The organism is Lysobacter yananisis (assembly GCF_031199375.1).
Lineage (GTDB): Bacteria > Pseudomonadota > Gammaproteobacteria > Xanthomonadales > Xanthomonadaceae > Lysobacter > Lysobacter yananisis.
Genome location: NZ_CP133568.1, coordinates 2449107 through 2469441, shown reverse-complemented (window position 1 = coordinate 2469441; position 20335 = coordinate 2449107). Strand labels below are relative to the sequence as shown.

Annotated in this window: 17 protein-coding genes; 7 read left to right on the top strand and 10 right to left on the bottom strand. The window is 71.1% G+C overall.

The window, feature by feature from the left end; genetic code table 11:
• Positions 1-3: 3 nt before the first annotated feature.
• Entirely contained in the window at positions 4-2190 is a 2187-nt protein-coding gene (locus tag RDV84_RS10355; protein WP_309153356.1) for a xanthine dehydrogenase family protein molybdopterin-binding subunit, read from the bottom strand.
• A 58-nt stretch (positions 2191-2248) separates the two neighbouring features.
• Entirely contained in the window at positions 2249-2785 is a 537-nt protein-coding gene (locus RDV84_RS10350) for a (2Fe-2S)-binding protein (RefSeq protein ID WP_309153355.1), read from the bottom strand.
• A 325-nt stretch (positions 2786-3110) separates the two neighbouring features.
• On the opposite strand from RDV84_RS10350, the gene RDV84_RS10345 reads away from it, so the two are divergent.
• Positions 3111-4136, top strand: coding sequence for an XdhC family protein (locus RDV84_RS10345; RefSeq protein WP_309153354.1), 1026 nt, complete (start codon positions 3111-3113; stop codon positions 4134-4136).
• Between the two features lie 3 nt (positions 4137-4139).
• The gene (locus RDV84_RS10340) at positions 4140-4733 is read left to right on the top strand and encodes a nucleotidyltransferase family protein (RefSeq protein WP_309153353.1); all 594 of its coding nucleotides are present in this window, start codon (positions 4140-4142) and stop codon (positions 4731-4733) included.
• A gap of 373 nt (positions 4734-5106) precedes the next feature.
• Here the strand turns inward: RDV84_RS10340 and RDV84_RS10335 are convergent, their stop codons facing one another.
• Together RDV84_RS10335 and RDV84_RS10330 are read right to left on the bottom strand one after the other, a co-directional pair.
• Positions 5107-5325: a hypothetical protein gene (locus RDV84_RS10335; protein WP_057949150.1), complete on the bottom strand. Its 219-nt coding sequence runs from the start codon at positions 5323-5325 to the stop codon at positions 5107-5109.
• A gap of 295 nt (positions 5326-5620) precedes the next feature.
• Positions 5621-6559, bottom strand: a complete 939-nt coding sequence (locus RDV84_RS10330) for a LysR family transcriptional regulator (protein WP_309153352.1) — start codon at positions 6557-6559, stop codon at positions 5621-5623.
• 103 nt (positions 6560-6662) lie between these two features.
• On the opposite strand from RDV84_RS10330, the gene RDV84_RS10325 reads away from it, so the two are divergent.
• The gene (locus RDV84_RS10325) at positions 6663-7121 is read left to right on the top strand and encodes a carboxymuconolactone decarboxylase family protein (RefSeq protein WP_057949151.1); all 459 of its coding nucleotides are present in this window, start codon (positions 6663-6665) and stop codon (positions 7119-7121) included.
• Between the two features lie 53 nt (positions 7122-7174).
• On the opposite strand, the gene RDV84_RS10320 is transcribed toward RDV84_RS10325, so the two are convergent.
• Complete coding sequence (locus RDV84_RS10320) at positions 7175-7984, bottom strand: class I SAM-dependent methyltransferase (RefSeq protein WP_309153351.1); 810 nt, start codon at positions 7982-7984, stop codon at positions 7175-7177.
• A gap of 326 nt (positions 7985-8310) precedes the next feature.
• Between RDV84_RS10320 and RDV84_RS10315 the strand changes: the two genes are divergently transcribed.
• Positions 8311-9255: a DedA family protein/thiosulfate sulfurtransferase GlpE gene (locus tag RDV84_RS10315; RefSeq protein WP_309153350.1), complete on the top strand. Its 945-nt coding sequence runs from the start codon at positions 8311-8313 to the stop codon at positions 9253-9255.
• Positions 9256-9443: 188 nt separating this feature from the next.
• Here the strand turns inward: RDV84_RS10315 and gloA2 are convergent, their stop codons facing one another.
• On the bottom strand, positions 9444-9830 hold the full coding sequence (gene gloA2 / locus RDV84_RS10310; RefSeq protein WP_309153349.1) for an SMU1112c/YaeR family gloxylase I-like metalloprotein: 387 nt from the start codon (positions 9828-9830) through the stop codon (positions 9444-9446).
• 137 nt (positions 9831-9967) lie between these two features.
• Here gloA2 and RDV84_RS10305 point away from each other — a divergent pair, with 137 nt between their 5' ends.
• Positions 9968-10252 (top strand): DUF4031 domain-containing protein, encoded by a 285-nt coding sequence (locus tag RDV84_RS10305; RefSeq protein WP_309153348.1) that lies wholly within the window; start codon positions 9968-9970, stop codon positions 10250-10252.
• 161 nt (positions 10253-10413) lie between these two features.
• On the opposite strand, the gene RDV84_RS10300 is transcribed toward RDV84_RS10305, so the two are convergent.
• Positions 10414-11043, bottom strand: coding sequence for a LysE family translocator (locus RDV84_RS10300; RefSeq protein WP_309153347.1), 630 nt, complete (start codon positions 11041-11043; stop codon positions 10414-10416).
• 602 nt (positions 11044-11645) lie between these two features.
• On the opposite strand from RDV84_RS10300, the gene RDV84_RS10295 reads away from it, so the two are divergent.
• Together RDV84_RS10295 and RDV84_RS10290 are read left to right on the top strand one after the other, a co-directional pair.
• Positions 11646-12050, top strand: a complete 405-nt coding sequence (locus RDV84_RS10295) for a hypothetical protein (RefSeq protein ID WP_250449041.1) — start codon at positions 11646-11648, stop codon at positions 12048-12050.
• A gap of 17 nt (positions 12051-12067) precedes the next feature.
• Complete coding sequence (locus RDV84_RS10290; protein WP_057949158.1) at positions 12068-14470, top strand: hypothetical protein; 2403 nt, start codon at positions 12068-12070, stop codon at positions 14468-14470.
• A 180-nt stretch (positions 14471-14650) separates the two neighbouring features.
• On the opposite strand, the gene RDV84_RS10285 is transcribed toward RDV84_RS10290, so the two are convergent.
• The 3 genes from RDV84_RS10285 to RDV84_RS10275 all read right to left on the bottom strand — a co-directional run bounded on the left by RDV84_RS10285 (position 14651) and on the right by RDV84_RS10275 (position 20308).
• A complete protein-coding gene (locus RDV84_RS10285) occupies positions 14651-17788 on the bottom strand; it encodes an autotransporter domain-containing protein (RefSeq protein ID WP_057949159.1) in 3138 nt (1045 codons plus the stop codon).
• 343 nt (positions 17789-18131) lie between these two features.
• Positions 18132-18791, bottom strand: coding sequence for a response regulator (locus RDV84_RS10280; protein WP_057949160.1), 660 nt, complete (start codon positions 18789-18791; stop codon positions 18132-18134).
• Positions 18788-20308 (bottom strand): sensor histidine kinase, encoded by a 1521-nt coding sequence (locus RDV84_RS10275; RefSeq protein WP_309153346.1) that lies wholly within the window; start codon positions 20306-20308, stop codon positions 18788-18790. Before RDV84_RS10275 ends, RDV84_RS10280 begins: the two co-directional genes overlap by 4 nt.
• Positions 20309-20335 lie beyond the last annotated feature (27 nt).

Below are 20335 nucleotides of genomic sequence, written 5' to 3'. Positions count from 1 at the left end.
GGTTCACGCGGGCACCCGCAACGGCAGCTCGCGCAGGCGCGTGCCGCCCAGCGCGAACACCGCGTTGGCCACCGCCGCCGCCACCGGCGCGGTGCCCGGTTCGCCGGCGCCGCCCATCTTTTCCGCGCTCGGCACGATGTGCACCTCGATCGCCGGCGCCTCGTCCATGCGCAGCACCCGGTAATCGTGGAAGTTGGATTGGCGCACGCGCCCGTCGCGGAAGGTCAGCTCGCTGTACAGCGCCGCGCCCAGGCCGAAGTTGATGCCCGATTCCATCTGCGCGCGCACCCCGTCGGGATTGACCGCCAGCCCGCAGTCGATCGCGCAGACGAAGCGGTGCACGCGGATGCGCTTGCCGCCGGGCGCATCCTCCAGCGAGACCTCGGCGATCTGGGCGATGTAGCTGCCGAAGGATTCGTGCACGGCCACGCCGCGCGCGCGTCCGGCCGGAAGTTTCGAACCCCAACCGGCCTTCTCCGCCGCCAGGTTCAACGCCGCCAGGTGCCGTGGATGCTCGCCGAGCAACGCGCGCCGGTATTCGACCGGGTCGCGGCCGGCCGCGTGCGCGGCTTCGTCGATCAGGCTCTCCATGACGAAGCCGTTGTAGCTGTGCCCGACCGAGCGCCACCACAGCACCGGAATCCCGGTCTGCGGCGAATGCAGTTCGACGAAGTGGTCCTTGACGCCCTGGATGTACGGCGAATCGGCCACGCCCTCGACCGAGGTCGAATCGACGCCGTTCTTGACCAGCATCGGCGCCATCGGCGTGCCGGTGATGATCGACTGCCCCACCAGGGTCTGCTTCCACGCCACCGGCCGGCCCTGCTTGTCCAGGCCGATGCGCGCCCGCTGCAGGTACATCGGCCGGTAGTAGCCGCCGCGCACGTCGTCCTCGCGCGACCACACCGTCTTGACCGGCTTGCCCGCGGCCTTGGCCACATGCACCGCTTCGGACACGAAGTCCGAGCTCGGCGTCGCGCGCCGGCCGAAACCGCCGCCGAGGAAGGTGGTGTGGATCTGCACCTGCTCGGGCGCAAGCCCGGTGATCTTGGCCGCCACGGCCTGGTCCAGGGTCTGGAACTGGGTGCCGGTCCAGACCTCGCAGCGGTCCGCGCCGATCCTGACCGTGCAATTGAGCGGCTCCATCGGCGCATGCGCGAGGTACGGCACGTGGTACTCGGCCTCGATCACCTTCGCCGCGCCCTTCAACGCGGCGTCGGCGTCGCCGGCGCGGCTCGCGACCGCGCCGCCGCCGGCCGCGGCCAGGCGCGCGAACTCGGCGCGCAACTTGGCGTCGTCCAGTCCGTCCGCGTTCGGGCCGGGATTCCAATCGATCTTCAACGCGTCGCGGCCCTGCTTGGCCGCCCAGTAGTGATCGGCGACGACGGCCACGCCGCTGGGCACCCGGACCACGTCGCGCACGCCGGGCACCTTGCGCGCGGCGCTGTCGTCGAAGGATTTCACCGTGCCGCCGAACACCGGCGCGCGCGCGACCATCGCGGTCAGCAATCCGTCGAAGTGCACGTCCATGCCGAACTTGGCGCGGCCGTCGATCTTCTCCGGGCCGTCCAGGCGCCGCGTCGGCTTGCCGATGATCTTCCAGTCCTTGGCGTCCTTGAGCTTGGGCGGCGTCGCCGGCGCCGTCAGCCCGGCGGCGGCCGCGACGAGTTCGCCGTAGCGCAGGCGGCGCGAACCGTCGATCACCGCGCCGTTCTCGGTGCGCAAGCGTTCGGCCGGCACGCCGAGCCGTTTCGATGCGGCCGCCAGCAACAGCGTGCGCGCCGTGGCGCCGGCCATGCGGTAGCGCTCGAACTCGCTCCAGGTGCTGGTCGAGCCGCCGGTCATCTGCATGCCGAACGCGGTGTGCTTGTAGTCCGGCGCGGCCGGCGCGTGCTCGACCTTGATCTTCGACCAGTCCGCGTCGAGCTCTTCGGCGATCAGCATCGCCAGGCCGGTCCAGATGCCCTGACCCATTTCCGAGTGCGACAGCAGCACGGTCACGGTGTCGTCGGCGGCGATGCGCAGGAACGCGTTGGGCGCGAAGCCCGCGGACACGGCGGCGGCCGCCGCCGGCGCGGCCTGGGCGAAGCGCTTGGCGCCGGGCACGAGGAAGCCGACCACCAGGCCGCCGCCGATCGTCGCCCCGCTCTTGAGGAACCGGCGCCGCGAGGGCGCATCGAGGGTGTTCACAGCCACCTCCTTGCAGACGCATGCGGCGGCGGCGCGGGCCGCGGCCGCGGAGCGGGAATCAGGCGGTTTCGACGTTGCGCAGCACCGGCAACGGCAGCGGCACGGCGCTCGCGGCGGTCGGCGGATCGAACGCCGTCGCGCCGCCGCCGGCGATCTGCGCGGCGCGATGCACCGCCGCGCGGATGCGCGGATAGGTGCCGCAGCGGCAGATGTTGCCGGACAGCGCCTGGTCGATGTCGGTGTCGGTGGGTTGCGGGACTTTGCCCAGCAGCGCGGCCGCGGACATGATCTGGCCGGACTGGCAGTAGCCGCACTGGACCACGTCGATCTCGGCCCAGGCGCGCTGCACCGGATGCGGGCCGTCGCGGCCGAGGCCCTCGATGGTGACGACCTTGCGTCCTTGCACCGTGGCCGCCGGCGTCACGCAGGCGCGGCGCGGGGCGCCGTCGACGTGCACCGTGCAGGCGCCGCATTGGGCGATGCCGCAGCCGAACTTGGTCCCGGTCAGGTGCAGCAGGTCGCGCAGCACCCACAACAACGGCATGTCCGGCGGCGCGTCGACGTCGTGGTCGATGCCGTTGACGTTGAGCTTCATCGGTGTCCCTCGCGGCGGCTGGGGTGGTCCGAGCCTACACCCGGCTTCGCCGCCGATGCCAGCGCGCCGCGGCGCCGCTGCGGCGATGCATGACGGGCGTCGCGGCCGGGCGATCCGGCCCGGGCTTGCCCAGGACTGCAGGCCGAAGCGGTATACGCGTCCGCCGGATCGGCCCCGGCGTCGCGGCGACGGGAGAAACCCCTGCGCGCCGGCTTGCCTGAAACTGCCGTTCGCGCGCCGCCGCCGGCGCGCCGCGACGGCGGCGGCATGCCGCGCCGCCGCAGTCGTTCTAGACTCGACCCTACCCCGCCCACGGTCGCCCTCCATGGCCGATTCGCCGGAACCCGGTTCTTCCCCCCGCAGCGCGCCCGGCGGCGCGCGCGCGGTGCTCGAAGCCAGCGCCGCCGCGGCCGCGCGCGGCGACCCGGCGACGCTGGCGCTGGTGCTGGAGACCGAAGGCTCGACCTACGTACGCGCCGGCGCGATGGCGCTGTTCGGCGCGCGCGAGGGCCAGATCGGCTGGCTCAGCGGCGGCTGCGTCGAGCCGGAGATCGAGCAGCGCGCCGCCGAAGCCGCGGCCGCCCAGGGCATCGACTGGATCGACATCGACACCCGCAGCGACGAAGACCTGTTCGCCGGCTCCGCGCAAGGCTGCCGCGGCCGCCTGCGCCTGGCCCTGCTGCCGCTGGCGGGCCTGCGCGACTGGCCGGCGCTGGTGGACGAATGGCGCCGCGGCCACGGCGACCTGCGCCTGGACCTCCAGGCCGGCGGCGCACTGACCGCGGCGGTCGGCGACGAACGCCAGCGCTGGACCCTGCCGGCGGCGTCGTTGCCGTGGCCGTCCGCGCCCGGCGCCGCCGAACCCGGCCGCTGGCGCCTGGAGATCGCCGCGCCGCCGTCGGTGCTGGTGCTCGGCGCCGGCCCGGAGACCCCGACGCTGCTGCCGCTGCTGCGCACGCTCGGCTGGATGACCACCCTGGTCGAACGCCGCCCGCGCTGGGCCGCGCTGGCGGCGCTGGCCGACCACGCGCTCGCGCGCAGCCCCGCGCAGGCGCTGGCGACCGCGCGCGCGCACGACGCCGCGCTGGTCATGCACCACCATTTCGAACTCGACCGCGAAGCGCTGGAACATCTCGGCGGCGACGGCGGCCAGGGCATCGGCTTCGTCGGCCTGCTCGGCCCGCAACGCCGTCGCGACGACCTGTTCCGGGTGCTGCCGGCGGCGGCGCGCGACGCGCTGGCCGCGCGCCTGCATTCGCCGATCGGCCTGGCGCTCGGCGGCGAAGGGCCCGAGGCGATCGCCCTGAGCGTGGCCGCGCAATTGCAACGCCACCGCCACGGCGCGGACTGAACGATGGACTTCGCCGCCGTGCTGCTCGCCGCCGGCGCCAGCCGCCGCCTCGGCCAGCCCAAGCAACTGCTGCGCCGCGACGGCGAAAGCCTGCTGCGGCGCGGCGCGCGGCTGGCACTGGCCAGCGGCGCGGCGCGCACCGTGGTGGTGCTCGGCGCGCGCGCCGAACGCCTGGGCGCCGAACTCGACGGCCTGGCGGCACAGAGCGTGCTCAATCCCGATTGGCAGGACGGGATGGCCAGCAGCCTCGCCACCGCCGCGCGCGCGCTGGCCGGATTCGACGGCGCCGTGCTGGTGCTGGCCTGCGACCAACCGGCGCTGGAGCTGGCGCACCTGCTGGCCCTGCGCGACGGCGCCACCGCGGCCGGCTGCGCCGCGACCGAACATGCCGGCGCGCTCGGCGTGCCGGCGCTGATCTCGGCACAGCTGTGGCGCGAGGCCACCGGCGTGCGCGGCGACCGCGGCTTCGGCGCCGCCCTGGCACAGGCGCCGGACGGCGCGGTGTGGCGCCTGCGCGCGCCGGAACTGGAACTGGACCTGGACACGCCCGACGACGTCGACGCCGCCATCGCCCGCGGCTGGCTGGATCCGCTCTGAGCGATCTCGGTTTGGGGTTGGCTTGTGTCGCGCGCGCGGCGTCGGTCAGGTGTGCCGCCTGTAGGAGCGGCGCGAGCCGCGACCGCGAAACCTCGCTTGCGTCGTAAGCGCGATGTCGCGGTCGCGGCTTGCGCCCCGCCCGCAGCGGGCAGCGCACGAGGAAACCGGCTTGAGTCATAGGCCGCGGCCGCTGGGGAGGGTCGGGGTCGACCTGGGGATGCGACCGCGACCTATGACTCAAGCCGGCTGCTTCGCCCCACGCGAGGCGGGCGGTGCGGGCGGGAGGGGGTGCGAAGGGCCGACGCGGCGGCGGAGGCCCGCGCCGCCCGGCCAGACGTCCTGTCGGCCGGGCGGCGCAAACCGCACGCCGGCCCTAGGGAACCAACGTGCCAAACACGGGCTGCGAGTCGCCGTTGTAGAAGACGCGGAGCCACAAGCCCTTGCCGGCCTGGAGCGCGTACTTCCGCGCCGAGGGCAGCACGGACTTCAGCGCCGCTTCGGCGCTGCGGTACTCCTGCTCGATTTCCGCCACCGCCGCGGTCAGCGCTCTATCGTCGCCGCCGTCGCGTTGCTTCAGTTCCACGCGAAACATGGGTCATCCTTGTTGAAAAGTTCAGCCGGCCCGGTCTGGGGGATGTCCGCTTCCTGGCGGATCTGTGACTCGGTAGTGCCGTCGAGCGATTCAAAAGATGCTTGTTGCGCGCAATAGAAACTGTCGTCGGAGTGCTCTACAGCGTGTAGGAATTTTCCTAATCCGACGTGCCACGCGTCACAGGTTTCAAACGCTACGGTGGACTTGTGATGCCGTTTGCTCATGTGGACCTGCTTCACGGTCGCTACCCCGGGGCCGCGCTAGGCGGTCCGGGCGGGACTTGGCCGGGTCGGACCTACCCGATCGGACCTGCCCGACCGGACAGGTCCGGCTGCAGCGCGCGCACGCCCTCGCGCAGGGCTTCGGCCAGCGCGCGCACGCGCTCGGTCCGGCGCAGGTCGGGGTGTTGCAACAGCCACAGGTCGGCGCCCATCGCCTCGACCGGGTCGCCGACCCGGACCAGCCCGCGCTCGCCGTCGCCGAGGTAACACGGCAGCACCGTCAGGCCGAGGCCGGCGACCGCGGCCTCGCGCAGGCCGAGCAGGCTGTTGGCGCTGAACACGGCGCGGCGGTCGTACTGCATCCGCCGCAGCCACTGGGCCATGGCGATGTGGGCGAGGTTGCCGGCGGGCAGCAGCCAGTCGTAGCCGTCCAGGTCCTGCGGCCCGGCGCCGCGCGGCAGACGCAGCGCGCGCGGCCGGTACACGGCGCTGGCCAGGCGCGCGAGCTTGCGCCCGACCAACCCCTCCGGCGGCTCGCCGCCAGGGCGCAGGGCGAGGTCGGCCTCGTGCCGCGACAGGTCCTGGGTGTGGTTGTCGGCGGTGACCTGCACGACGATGCCCGGATGGGCGCGGCGGAACCGCGCCAGCAGCGGCGGCAGCACCCGGTGCAGCAGCGGCTCGACCGTGGCCAGGCGGACCGTGCCGGTCGGACGCGCGTCCAGGCCGGCCAGGCGGCGCTCGGTCGCGGCGATGCGTTCCTCGATCTGCGCCGCCGCGGCGATGGCTTCCTCGCCGTTGGGCGTGGGCGCATAGCCCTCGCGCGCGCGTTCGAACAGGCGCACCCCGAGCGCGCGCTCGATCGCGTTGACGCGCCGGAACACGGTGGGATGGCTGACGCCCAGGCGCTTGGCCGCGCCGTTGAGCGAGCCGGCGCGGCCGATCGCGAGCAAGAAGCGATAGTCGTCCCAGGACAGCGGCGCGGCGACGGCGGCGAGGCGGGAGCGGTTGTTCATTCGTGCAAGCCCGGATTGCATCGGTGGGGAAATGTATTTCAGCACTGAACAGCCTAGCCTGCGTCCACCGCGTCGCACGACGCAAGTTTCGAGGAGCCCGTCCATGTCCGCCCGCCTGGATTACAACAAGGTCGACCCGCGCGGCACCCAGGCCCTGCTGGGCCTGCGCAAGTACATCGAACACAGCGGCCTGGAGCCGTCGCTGGTCGATCTGGTCAATGTCCGCGTCTCGCAGATCAACGGCTGCGCCTACTGCATCCGCGCGCACACCGACGAGGCGGTGGAACGCGGCGAGAGCCATCGCCGCCTGCACCTGTTGCGGGTCTGGCCGGAGGGGCCCTTCAGCGAACGCGAGCGCGCGGCGCTGGCCTGGGCCGAGGCGATCACCCACGTCGGCGATCCGCTCGACCAGGCGCCGGTGGACGATGCGGTGTATGCGCGGGCGCGCGCGCAGTTCGCCGATTCGGATTTGGTCGCGCTGACGTATGCGGCGATCGCGATGAACGCGTGGAACCGCTTGGCGATCGCGTTCCGCAAGCCGGATCCGGCGTTGGCGGGTTGAGCCGCGGCGCGAGACGGTGCGGAAGCGATACCGGAGCGCGTACGCCGCGTCGCTCAGAACCGGTAGCGCACCACCCGGCCCAGCTCGCGCAGCCAGCGCGAGCGCTCGTACAGGCCGATGGCCCAGCGCTGCGTCCACGGCAGCGCGGCCATTTCCGGCAGTTGCGTGTAGCGCGCCTCGTCGACCAGTTGCAGCCGCGGATGCCAGGATTCCACGCCGCCGGCGCCCTCGCGCCCCCATTCGCCGATGCGCGCGTCGGTGGCGCGGATCATGCGCGCGTGGCGCAGCAGCCGCAGCGCCAGGCGATTGTAGACATCGCATAGCAACTGCCCGCCTTGCGGGAAATGCTCGACCAGGCGCCGCACCAGTTCGCGCGCGCGCCATTCGTCGAGATAGGGAAACAGCCCCTCGGCGATCACCAGCACCGGCCGGTCGCGGTCGAGCCGGCCGATCCAGTCCGGCTCCATGACGTTGGTCGCCAGGGTGCGGTACAGGCCCAGCCGCTGCGGCAACAGCTCGCGACGCAGCTGGATCACCGCGGGGAAGTCGATGTCGAGCCAGTCCACGTCCAGCGCCGGATCGACCCGGTAGATGCGCGAGTCCAATCCGCAGGCCAGGTGCAGCACCAGGGTGTCGGCGCGCGACTGCAGCGCCGCGCGCGTCCACTTGTCGATCGCCAACGAGCGCAGGGCCAGGCCGCGGATGTCCAGCGGCCCCAGGCCGAAGCGCTCGAAGTCGTAATCGATGCGGCGGACCAGGTCGTCGGCGAGGCGATCGTGCAGGACCGGATGCGCGGCGCGGTTGTCCATCGCCTTGGCGTAGAGGGTGATCAGCAGGGTTTCCTGGCTGCCTTCCAGGCGCATCGACGGCTCCATCGGACGAACGAAGACGGGCTGCGGGCCGCCGATCCGGCACGGCCCGGACGACGACACTAGGCCCGGCCGCGGTAGCGCGGCGTGATGCCGGTGGGCGGCGCCGCGCCCTATGCGCCACGACCGCACTTGGCGCCGCGCCCGTCGCCGGCCACGCAGACCGGTTCCGCCCGCGCCTGCCGGGCCGCGCAGCGGCGGCGTCGCGCCTGCAACGATCCGTGCCCGCGGTGCGATTGCGCGGCCGCGGACGCGCGCGGAGACTTCACGCCATCGCCGCGCCGCCCTCCTCGCCGCGCCGGCCATGCCCAGGACCCCGGATGGACGCGTTGCTGCACCTGATCGAGAACTACGGCCTGCTCGTGGTGTTCGTCTGCGTGCTGCTCGACCAGGGCGGGCTGCCGGTACCGGCGTATCCGCCGATCGTGGTCGCCAGTTCGGTGGCCGTGGACCACCAACCCAACCTGTGGCTGGCGTTGCCGCCGGTGCTGCTGACCGCGACGCTGGCGGCGCTGCTGGCCGACAGCGCGTGGTATTTCGGCGGCCGCCGCATCGGCGCGCGCCTGCTGCGGCTGATGTGCCGGCTGTCGCTGTCGCCGGATTCGTGCGTGCTGACCACGCGCAGCCTCTACGCGCGCTGGGGCGCGCCGTCGCTGGTGGTCGCCAAGTTCGTGCCCGGCTTCGCCGCGGTGGCCACGGTGCTGGCCGGCGAGACCGGCACCCGCGCGCGCCGCTTCGCGTTCTACGACGGCCTCGGCGCGCTGCTGTGGGCCGGCGCGGCGGTGGCGCTGGGCGCGGTCTTCCACCGCGCGGTCAACCAGTTGCTGGAACGGCTCGACACCCTCGGCCGCTATGGCCTGATCGCGTTGGCCGCGATGCTGGCCGCGTGGATCGGCTACAAGCTGCTCAAGCGCTGGCTGTTCCTGCGCGAACTGCGCATGGCGCGGATTTCGGTCGCCGAACTGGCGCAGTTGCTCGACGCCGGCTCCGAGCCGACGATCCTGGACGTGCGTCCGCACCAGCAGCGCGACGCCTCGGGCTGGATTCCCGGCGCGATCTTCGTCGCCACCCTCGCCGACGAGTCGCTCAGCGGCATCGCGCCGCAGCGGCGCGAGGAAGTGATCGTCTACTGCGACTGCCCCAGCGAAGCCTCCGCGGCGACGCTGGCGCGCGAACTGCGCCGGCGCGGCTTCAAGCGGGTGCGGCCGCTGGCCGGGGGCTTCGAGGCGTGGCGGGCGCAGGGGCTGGCGGTGGCGCAGGAATGAAGGGCGAGGAGTGAGCGTGGAGGAGTGAGGAGCGAGAGGGAGCGCTGCTGTCGCTCGCTCCTCACTCCTCTGAGCTCGCTTCTCAGCCTTCGTAGAACTCGAAATGAAGGGCGAGGAGTGAGCGTGGAGAAGTGAGGAGCGAGAGCGAGCGCTGCTGTCGCTCACTCCTCACTCCTCTGCGCTCGCTTCTAGCCTTCGTAGAACTCGATCGGCAAGCCGTCCGGATCGGCGCAGAACGTGAGCCGCCGGCCGGTGTATTCGTCCACGCGGACCGGTTCGGCCGCGACGCCGTGCGCGGCCAGGCCGGCGATGCAGGCGTCGAGGTCGGGCGTGCGGAACGCCAGGTGGCGCAGGCCGCAGGCTTCCGGATAGGACGGACGCGGCGGCGGGTCGGGAAACGAGAACAGCTCGATCTGGCCGCCGTCGGGCAGGGCCAGGTCGAGCTTGTGCGAGCGCCGCGCCTCGCGCCAGGCTTCGGCGATCACGCGCAGCCCGAGGATCTGGACGTAGAAGCGCCTGGAGCGCTCGTAGTCGGCGCAGATGATCGCGACGTGGTGGATCGCGGACAGGTGCATGCGGCCTCCGGCGGGCGCGGGGTGTCGCTCGCCCGGGGCCGATTGTCGGATACTGCGCGCGTCCTGTCGCGCCGCGACGCCGCCGCTCCCCGGATGCCCATGCCGCGCAAGCCCCGCCCGTCCCGCAGGAGAACGCCATGACCGTCTACGTCGACGACGCCGTGTGGCCCTGGCGCGGCGAGCGCTGGGCGCACCTGATGGCCGACACGCTGGAGGAGCTGCACGAATTCGCCCAGCGCCTGGGCAAACCGCGGGTGTCGTTCCAGGACAAGCCCAGCGGCTGCCATTACGACGTCACCGCGCACATGCGCGAACGCGCGCTGGCGCTGGGCGCGGTGGCGATCTCGCGCCACCGCGACCGCGCCCAGGTGCGGGCGATCATCCAGCGCGCGCGCGACCAGGCCGCGCGGCGCGCGCCGTGAGAGGTTGTGGGAAGGCTCTCGAGCCCGATGTCTTCCTGTTGGGCTCGAGCGAGCCGGGACGAGTGCATCGGGCCTGAAGGCCCTCCCACAAAGGCAAGAGCGTCGGGCCCGAAGGTCTCCGACAGCCGCATCGCCCCATGCCGGGGGCCGGGAGCGGCCGCTCAGCGGCGTGAATCCACCGCCATGCGCAGCGCCAGCGCCGACAACACCCCGCCCATGACCCAGCGCTGCGCCGCGATCCAGCGCGGGCGCCCGGCCAGGAACGCGGCGATCGTGCCGGCGGCGGCCACGATCAGCGCGTTGACGCCGACGCTGATGCAGATCTGCACCGCGCCCAGCAGCAACGACTGCGGCATCACGCTGCGCGCCGGGTCGATGAACTGCGGCAGCAGCGCGAGGTAGAACACCGCCACCTTGGGATTGAGCAGGCTGGTCAACAGCCCCATCGCGAACAGGCGGCGCGGGCTGTCCGGCGCCAGTTCGCGCACCTGGAACGGGGAACGCCCGCCCGGCTTGATCGCCTGCCACGCCAACCACAGCAGATACAGCGCGCCGCCGAAACGCAACGCGTCATAGGCGTAGGGCACGGCGAACAGCAGCGCGGTGATGCCGAAAGCGGCCCCCAGCAGATAGAACACGAAGCCGACCGCGACCCCGGCCAGCGACGTCCACCCGGCGCGGCGACCCTGGCAGATCGACCGCGAGACCAGATACACCATGTTCGGCCCCGGGGTCAGCACCATCACCAGGGCCAGGCCGGCGAACGCCAGCAACGACGACGGTTCGATCATGCGGGGCTCCATGGGTAGAAGGCGAGGCGGCGCCGGGAGCGGCCATGATCGCCGATCCGGACGGGGCGTGGCTGTGCGCATTGCGAGCAGAACTGCTATCCGTTCCGTCCCTGAACGCCCGGCGGATCGGGATGTCTCATGCGGGGCAGTGCGGCGGCGGCCGTAGATACCGCCGGCCGGTTGGCAACGTTGGCGACGACGTCATTGCCACTACACCTATTGAAGGAAAAATCAGCATGCCCTGTTGCCGGAATGCTATGGCCGGCGCCACGTCGGCACAAAGCACACACATAAGATCATCGTTTTTGTCATCCGCTTCGCTCCGGGCGAATCGCCATCGTCAGCGGCTCGCGATTAATGCGTGTTGACGCCCGATCTAAAAGCGATCCAATCTTCGGCTCGGAAACGATCCATCACACGAACCCGCTGTACGAATTTTCTGAAGGTTACGCTGCGCCGGCAGCAGGGCAACGCGACCTTCTGCCATCCCGCTCGGCGAGCGCTCCTCGTTATGCATCACCCTTCTCAACGTTCGCCAACAACTCCCAAGAAACTCAAACCCAACCTGATGCATGAACAGTCGGGCGACAAGGAGCCACACCATGCCAATCAGCCCTGAGCTCCAAGCCAAGATAGACGCGCTGGAGGACGAAGGCCTCAGAACCAGGATCCTTCGGGTCCTGACCGGCCCTGGCAAGAGACGCGTGAGCGATGAGGCGATCTACGAAAATGCGCTAGCCGGCTACCTGGTCGCGAAAGAGCAGCAAGCGCGGCTGCGGACATGGCACGACGACGAGATCGTGGCCTTCGCTCGCTACTTCCTTGAAAAAAGGCCGGAAGACTACGCCGAGTTCTTGCGCCAGGAAAAGGAATTCAACGAGATCGAGCCCGATCTCGCCCTGGCGGTCCGCCATCTGATTTGGCAATGGATGCCGGACCTGGATTTCCCCGACTGCGATGAACTCTTCGGGAAGTTCCGCGACTACGTCAAATCGGATCGCGTCTGACCAGGGAGGGTCGGGCCATGACGAACTACTTTTTGTCCGACACGAGCAGTTTGGTCTACGCCTATCGCGCAGGCGGCTCGCAGTTGCTGGACACTTACATGGATGTCGCGAAGGCCGAAGGATACGAACTGGCCATCTCCAATACCGTACGCCTGGAAATACGCAACGGCCCTCTCAATCGTGAGCTTCTCGCGTACATCGCCGATCGGCAGATCCCGGTCCTCGAAGCCCCCGACACCGAAAGAGAACTCAGGGCCGCCACCGACCCCGACGAGCGCTCCCGGCTCGCCAAGAACGCCGGCGAACGTTCCCTGATCGAGATCGCCGCGCGCGAGCACACGCAAGGTCGCGACACCGTCGTCTGGTCCGACGACAAGCACTTCGTTTCGCCGCAGATCCAACGCCAGTTGCAGCGGGAATTGCCTGGCCTGCAGACGACGACCACCGCCGAGTTGCTGGACCGATCCTATCGCGACGGCTTCATCGCCGAGGCCGAATACAAACAACACTTAGCGGGCTACCAGAACCAACCGGTCTTCAAAGACAGCCCGCGACTGAACTCGTTCGACACCGCCCTGTCCGGAGCCGTGGCCGATCTCGCCGAAGGCGATGCGTCCGTGCGCGCTCCCGGCGGGCAACGCGGATACGCCTCGGCGCAATTGCTGATCGGCGAGGTGCCCCGTAACACGCTGATACGTTCCGGCGGCCTGCTGGCGACCGGGGCCGACCTGACGGCCAGCGCCACGCGCGTCGCCGAGCTGCTGGAGCAGGACAATCCGGCCGCGGCGCAGTCGGAAGCCAGCCATGCCGTGGCGCGCAATGTCGGCGGCTGGCTGGGCGGCAGCGCCGCCGCTGCGACCGTGGGCACGTCGGGCTACCTGCCGGCCGCCATCGTCGTCGCCGACGCGATGCTGATGAGCAAGGCCTTCGACAAAGCCGTGGACCTCAAGGAAAACCGCGACATCACCCGGCAGACCGATCGGCAGGGCGTGGTCTGGACGTTCGACGGCCGCAATTGGGTGCGCGAGGAACGGATCGACAAGACCGCCGACGGTCGCGACGATCCGGTCGAGGGCCGGCTCGGCGCCGGCTACGAAAAAGCGCGCGAGCTGGGCGCGTACGCCAGCGCCCGGGCGGTCGAGCTGGCCTTGGCCAAGACGCCGAGGCCTCAGGACCCGTTCGATGTTCCGGCTGGGCCAGGCGATCGGCGCGGCCTGGACAACCAGAACTGGCGGCGCGACCCGGAAACGGAACAATGGCAACGTCTGGTCAAGACCGCGGTGACCGGCGCCGGCGAGCGCGGCGTGTACCAACAGCAGATCGCTACGCCCGAACGCGCCGCGGAGCTCAACCGCGAAGCCGTCGTACGCATCCAGCACAACATCGCCAATGGGCGCGAATCCGTCGCCGCCGCCTATCTGGAAAGCCATGCCGCGCAGCGCTCGCGCGACTTCGTCGAGGTTCCGTCCGCGGTGCAGTGGGCGCGGCCCCGGCCCGACGAAGCGCAGGGCTCCGACGGGCAACGCTACCGACGCGGCGCGGACGGGGAATGGAGCGGCGGCGGCCGGGTCGCGCAAGGCAATCTGGCGCTGGAACTGGACTTGACCCAGGCCGCCCGCGAACCGTCGCTGCAGCGCTTCGATGCGCGCATCGCCGCGCTCGAAGCGCGACCTGCGCCGACCGAGCAACAGCGGCAGCAGAACCAGCTGCTGCATCAGTACCGGGTCACCGGCGAAAGGACGGAACTCACGCCGCAATGGCAGCGGGCGATCGAGCTGGCGGTTCAACGCACCCGCGAGCAGCACGGCATCGCCGGGCCGGGCGCGCTGCAACTGCAACCGCGCGACGGGGCGTACGGCGCCGACAGCGCGGTCGCGCACTATCGGCGCGGCGTGGATGGCGTGAATCGCTTGGTCGCGGTCACCAGCACGGAAGAGATTCTGCAGGCGCGCCAGCAGGTGCTGGCGCAGGATGCGCAGCGAGCGCCGCCCTCGAAACCGGACGCCGCACAGACGCCCCAACACGTCCGACCCGATGCCCGGCACGAGCCCGAACCGCCCGTGGACCTGTCGCGCTTCCCGCGCGAGGATCGGGCGATGATCGCGAAAATCCGCGCCAGCGTGCCCGACGGCGTAACCGATGAACAACTCGCGGCGGGGGTGCTGGCGGCCAAGCGCAACGGCATCCGCGATGCGGACAACCTGGGGCCGGTCGGCGTCGTCGGCGCCACCTTGTGGATGGATCGCACCGTGCCCGGTTTCCACACCGGCGTGAACCTGGCACAGCCCGCACCGCCGTTGCAGGACACGCTGCGCGACACGCTGCGGTTCGATCAGGAGCAGGCGCAGCTGCGGACCCAGGAACGCGAGCGCGAGCAACACCACGAACGCCAAGCCGGCGCCACGCGAGCCCAGCCATGAGCCGGCGCGCGCGCCGATAGCCGCTCCAGGCCGCAATCGCGCGGCAACCGCCTGCGAAACGGCGGATCGCTGCAACGATCCCTGCGCCGTCGATGGCAAAAATCCCCACGCGCTTGTACAAAAAAAGCCGCGACGGCAACGCCGTCGCGGCTTCGTGCATCCGTCGCCGGATGCGATCGCTCAGAACCGCAGCGAGTAACGCGCGTTGAAGCCGTGGTCGTTGCCTTCGTTGGCGAACTGGCCGCTGTAGTTCAACTCCAGCAGGCCGTTGGCGCTCAGGCGCGCGGCCACGCCGGCTTCGACCAGGGTCGAGTCGTCGGCCAGCGGAGCGCCGGCGACGGCGAACGCGCTGCCGCCGCGCCAGGCGACCTGGGTGACCGGGGTCAGGTCGCCGCTGGCGTGGCGACGGCCGAGGCCGCCGCGCAGGCTCAGCCAGCTCTGGTCCTGCTGCGAACCCTTGAGGTCGACGTTGAAGCGCACGCCCAGGGTGGCCAGGTCGACTTCGCTCTCGGCGCTGGCGCCGCTCAGCGCGGCCGCGCCGCCGGTTTCCTGGAACGCGTCGGTCTTGGCCCGCAGCTTGGCGACCTGCAGGTACGGCTCCAGGCCCCAGCGTTCGTTGCCGAAGCGGTAGCCGCCTTCGACGAAGGCCTGCTGGGTGCGGCCGTCGTACGACGCGCGGGTGCGGTCGGCGAAGCCGTTGAAGCCGATGCGGCGGTCCAGGGTCAGGTCCTGGCGCGCGTGCGTGTAGCCGGCGCTGAGGGCGATGCGGCCCCAGTTCTGACCGGCGTAGACGCCGAGCTGGGTGCTCTTGATCCGGCCCTTGTCCTGGCGCTCGCTGTCGTTGTCGGTGCGGGCGCTGCCGCCGAGCGCGCCGATGCGCCAGCCGTTGGCGAAACGGTAGTCGTAGCCGACCAGGGTGGCCGAGCCGCTGTACTCGTTGCGCGCGGCGTTGCCGTCGCCGGACAGGGTGCCGCCGGACTTCAGCACCTGCGCCCAGGCGCCCTGCGAGGCGCCCTCGCCGTCGGCGGCGAACTCGGCGCGGCCGCTGCGCGCGCGCGCCAGCGCGGCGTCGCGGACGTGGCGGGCGTCGTCGATGGCGATCGAACGCAGGCTGGCGTGGCCTTCGCCGCTGAGGGTGTCCAGCGCGGCGATGGCCTGCGCGGGGAACAGCTGAGTCAGCGGCTGCGGAATGCCCTGGCCCACGCCGAGGCGGTCGGCCGCGGCGCCGGCGGCGATCTGGTTCGGCGTGGTGCCCGCGCCGGCCAGCGACAGGCCGCGGGTCACTTCCACCCCGACCGAATTGGCGCCGTAGCTCAGGCCGAACTTCAGCAGCGGCGAGAACGCGGTCTGGTCGAGCGCGGCGAACTGGCCGCTGATCCCGCCGGCGGCGCTGATCAGGTTGAAGTTCTGGCCCAGCATGTACTGGCCCGGCGCGTGCAGGACCATCAGCGTGCCGCCTTCGAGCACGGCCTTGCCGGTCACGTCGATGCGGTCGGACTGGCCGCCGGCGGACAGCTCGGCGACATAGGTCGAACCGGCCGCCTGGGCGTAGTCGCCCTGCACGGTCAGGGTGCCGATCGAATTGCCCGGCGAAACCGCGCCTTCCACGCGCACGTCGCCGACGATGCGGCCGCTGCCGCCGAGGCCGGCGCCGGCGCGCACCGGCAGCTGCGCGGTGGTCAGGGTGCCGTTGACCACCAGGGTGCCGCCGTCGACCTGCGCGGCGTAGACGTTGTCGCCGGTCAGTTCCAGCACGCCTTCGCGCACGTGCAGGCCGCCGAAGCTGTTGTCGCCGCTCAGGCGCAGCCAGCCGATGCCGGACTTGGTCAGCACGCCGGTGCCGCCGATGTCGTTGCGCCAGTCGTCCCAGGCCTTGCCTTCCCAGACCTTGGCGCCGCCGGCGAGGCGGTCGACGATCACGTCGGTGTCGACGCGGATCTGGCCCGGGCCGTCGATGGCCTTCTTCAGATCGATCAGGCCCCAGCCGTAGACCTCGTCCACGCCGGCCGCGCCGAGGTCGGTGGCGGTGGTCAGCAGCACGTCGCGCACCTGCGCGCCGGTCATGTACGGGAAGCGTTCGAACAGCAGGCCGAGCGCGCCGGTGACGTGCGGGGTCGCCATCGAGGTGCCGCTGAGCAGGCCGTACTCGTAGGTCGGCGTGCCGGCGGTGATATTGAACGACTGCGAGCCGTCCGGGTTGCGCACCAGCCCGCCCTGCAGCGAGCCTTCGCCGCCGAGGTAGGTCGAAGCGATGTCCGAGCCCGGCGCGGCCACGCACCAGTTGGCGGCCTGCGCGCAGCGCATCGAGAAATCGCTGAGGGTCAGTTCCTGGTTCACGCTGACCACGGTCAGCCAGTACTGCTCCAGGTCCTTGAACGCGCGCGGCAGGCTCGCGTACAGGCCGGCCTGCGGCGCGGTCTCGGGAGTGACGACCTCGTTGTGGTTGCCGGCGGCCCAGACCTGCAGCATGCCCTTGGCGCGCGAGGCGTCGCCGAACACGTTGAAGTAGGACTCGTTCTCCGGCTCGAACAGATAGCCGTCGAGGTCTTCCAGGGTTTCCGGCTCGGTCGCCAGGCCCCAGCTGTGGTTGAGCGCGCGCACGCCCTGCGAATTCATGTCGGCGTACATGCGGGCGATGGTCGCGTCGTCGGCGCTCGGGCGCGGGATGCGCACCACGCTGTAGCCGGTGGCGGTGCGCTGCCATTCCTGCACCGCGTTGAACGACCACTTGGCGACGCTGAGGTCGGAGCCGAAGGCCACGCCGTGGGTGCCGTTGCCGTCGCGGTTGGCGGCGATGGTGCCGCCGACGTGGGTGCCGTGGGTGTTGAACTCCCAGCCCGGCTGCACGTACGGACCGGACATGATGATGCGGCGGATGTTCTCCGGCACGTTGGCGTTGAAGCCGGTGTACGAGATCTGGCCCTCGTCGCCGCGGCTGTAGAAGCAGGCGCCGGGGCCGGTCAGCACGCTGGTGTTGCTGCAGAAGCTGCCATCTTCGAGCTGCTCGGCCATGATCACCGCGCGGTTGTCCTTGCCGGCGAACTCCGGATGCGCCAGCGCGGTGCCGCTGTCGTACACGCCCAGGCGCACGCCCTTGCCGGTCAGGCCGCGGGCGTAGGCGTACTGGGCGTTGATCGCGCTCAGGCCCCAGTCGGCGTCGAATTCTTCGCTATGCCAGCTGTCGGGATCGCCGGTCTGGCCGTTGGCGCTTTGCGCCGCGGCGGAACCGGCGCCGGCCAGCAGGCCGCCGGCGATGGCCAGGCACAGCAGGGAGCGGGAAAGGGAGCGGTGCGACGGAAAAACGTGCTTGCGCGTCATTGCGCGATTGGAGCCTTGCATCTTCTTGATGAACCCCTGTCATGTAGAAGACGTCCTTGCGGACGCCATTGGTCAATGGCGGATGCGCTGATGGCATCGCAGACGAGAACGGGCCGCTAGGGCGGCCTCTAACAACACTAACGCGGTTTTAACGCTGCCACCCTACCCACATTTCCGCGCATGTGGACATGACCAAAGACACATGAAATGGCGAGCGCGCTTAGGTTCGCGGCGTTTTCAGGCGCATGCGCGCACGGCGCGATCGCGGCCTCCGCCTGCGACGCACGCGCGGTTTCGCGGTCGCGGCGTGCGCCGCGCCTGCAAGAGCGAGCCGCCGCGCGGCTCAGTCGTCGTCGCGTTCGCCCGACATCAGCCCGCGCCGCCAGGCGAAGGCCACCGCCTCGGTGCGGTCGGCCAGGTGCAGCTTGGCCAGCACGTTGCCCAGGTGCGACTTGACCGTCTTCTCGCCGATGTTGAGCGCGGCGGCGATGCGCGCGTTGCTGCCGCCTTCGGCGAGCTTGCGCAGCACGTCGAGCTCGCGCTCGGTCAGGCTGGCGAACGGGTCCTCGCGCGGTTCGCGCTTGCGCCGCACCGCCTTGAGGATGCGCTGGGCGACGAAGGGATGGATCACCGCCTCGCCGCCGGCGATGCGCCGCAGCGTGGTCAGCAACTCGTCGCCGAGCATGCTCTTGAACAGCAGCGACTGCGCGCCGGCCTCGATCGCGGCGAAGGCGAGGTCGTCCTGGTCGGTCGAGGTCAGCACCGCGATCGCGCTGCGCGGGCTGAGCTTCTTGATCGCGCGGATCGCCTCGACGCCGTCGACGTCGGGCATCATCAGGTCGATCACGATCAGGTCCGGCGCCAGGTCGCGCGCGCGCTCGATCGCCTCGGCGCCGCCGGCGGCCTCGCCGACCACCTCGAAATCGTCGGTCAGCGCCAACAGGCTGCGGATGCCCTTGCGCACCACTTCGTGGTCGTCGACCAGCAGGACCGAGGTGCTCATGCGGATTCTCCTTGCGGCGCGGGCAGAGTGAAGGACACGGTCACCACCGTGCCGCTGGCGGAACTGGCGATGCGGAAACGCCCGCCAGGCAGGGTCCGCGCGCGCATGCGCATGTTGCCCAGGCCCATGCCGGTGCTTTCATGTTCGTTGACGGCGAAACCGCAGCCGTCGTCCTGGATGGTCCAGCCGTAGCGTTCGTCGGCGCTGTTGAGCACCACTTCGATCCGGCGCGCGCCGCTGTGGCGCAGGCTGTTGGACGCGGCCTCGGTGGCGATCAGCAGCAGCTGGCCGGCGTGCTGGTGATGCGCGCCGACGCCGCGCTCGGCGACGCCGTCCAGCAGCAGCCGCCATTCGATGCCGCTGCCGCCGAGCAGGTGCGAGAACGTGTCTTCCAGCGCCTTGCGCAGGCCCTGTTCGGCCACCGTCGGCGCGGTGAAGCGCTGGATCACGTCGGCCAGATCGCGCTGCAACTGCCCGGTCAGGCCGAGCGCGGCCTTGATCAGCGCGCCCTGGCGCGGATCGCGCCCGGCCTCGCCGTCGCGGCCGTTCAAATGGTCGAGCACGCTCAACTGCAGGCCGAGCGCGAAACTGCGCTGCTTGGCGGTGTCGTGCAGGTCGCGCGCCAAACGATTGCGTTCCTCCGACACCGCCAGTTGCTGGCGCACCTGGATCACTTCGCCGAGCGCGTCGGCCATGCGGTCGAAGCGGTGCGCCAGGCCGCCGAATTCGTCGCGGCCGCGGTCGTGGATGCGCGCGTCGAGACCGCCGGCGGCCCACGAGTCGGCGACCTGTTCGGCGTGGCCGATGCGCCGGGTCAGCAGCGTCGCCACCGCGACCGAGGCCATCGCGCTGATCACCAGCAGGTAGAACGCCAGCCACACCATGTCGCCGGATTCGCCCGAGCTCATGCGCAGGAACGTGGCGGTGGTGTCGGCGGCGTGCTGGCCCACGCCGAGGCTGGCGCCGGGCGCGCCGGCCAGCGGCAGGGCCGCGACGCTGACCCAGTCGCCGTCGCGGTCGAGCGTGCGCGCGGCGGCGATGCCGTCGGCGGCGACGTCCTGTCCGGCCTGCTCCAGCGCGCGCGCGAGCGGCGCGCTGGGACGCTCGGGATACAGGCACACGCGGCCGTCGCGGTCGCGGTAACGGATCGCGATGCGGCCGTCGGCGGCGCCGCCGGCGAAGCTGTGCGAGTACATCCACTTGGGCGTGTCCATGCCGACCACGCGGACCAGCAAGCCCTGCAGCAAGGCCTGGCATTGCGCCGGCGACACCGCGGCGAGGTCCGGCATCGGCCCGAGTTGGGCGAGTTCGCGCCGTATCGAGGTTTCCAGCGCCGGCGGCGCCATGTCGTCGCGCAGTTCCCGGCGCAACAGGTACACGCCCAGCAGCGACAACAAGATGGTGCTGATCCAGCACGCGGTCAGCATCGACAGCAGGCATTTCCAGAACAGCCCGCTCCACCAGCGCCGCGTCGGCGCGCGTGCGGCCGGGGTCGGGCGTGCGGCGGTTTCGTCCATATCGCTAGTATTCCAGGTTCCGCGTGC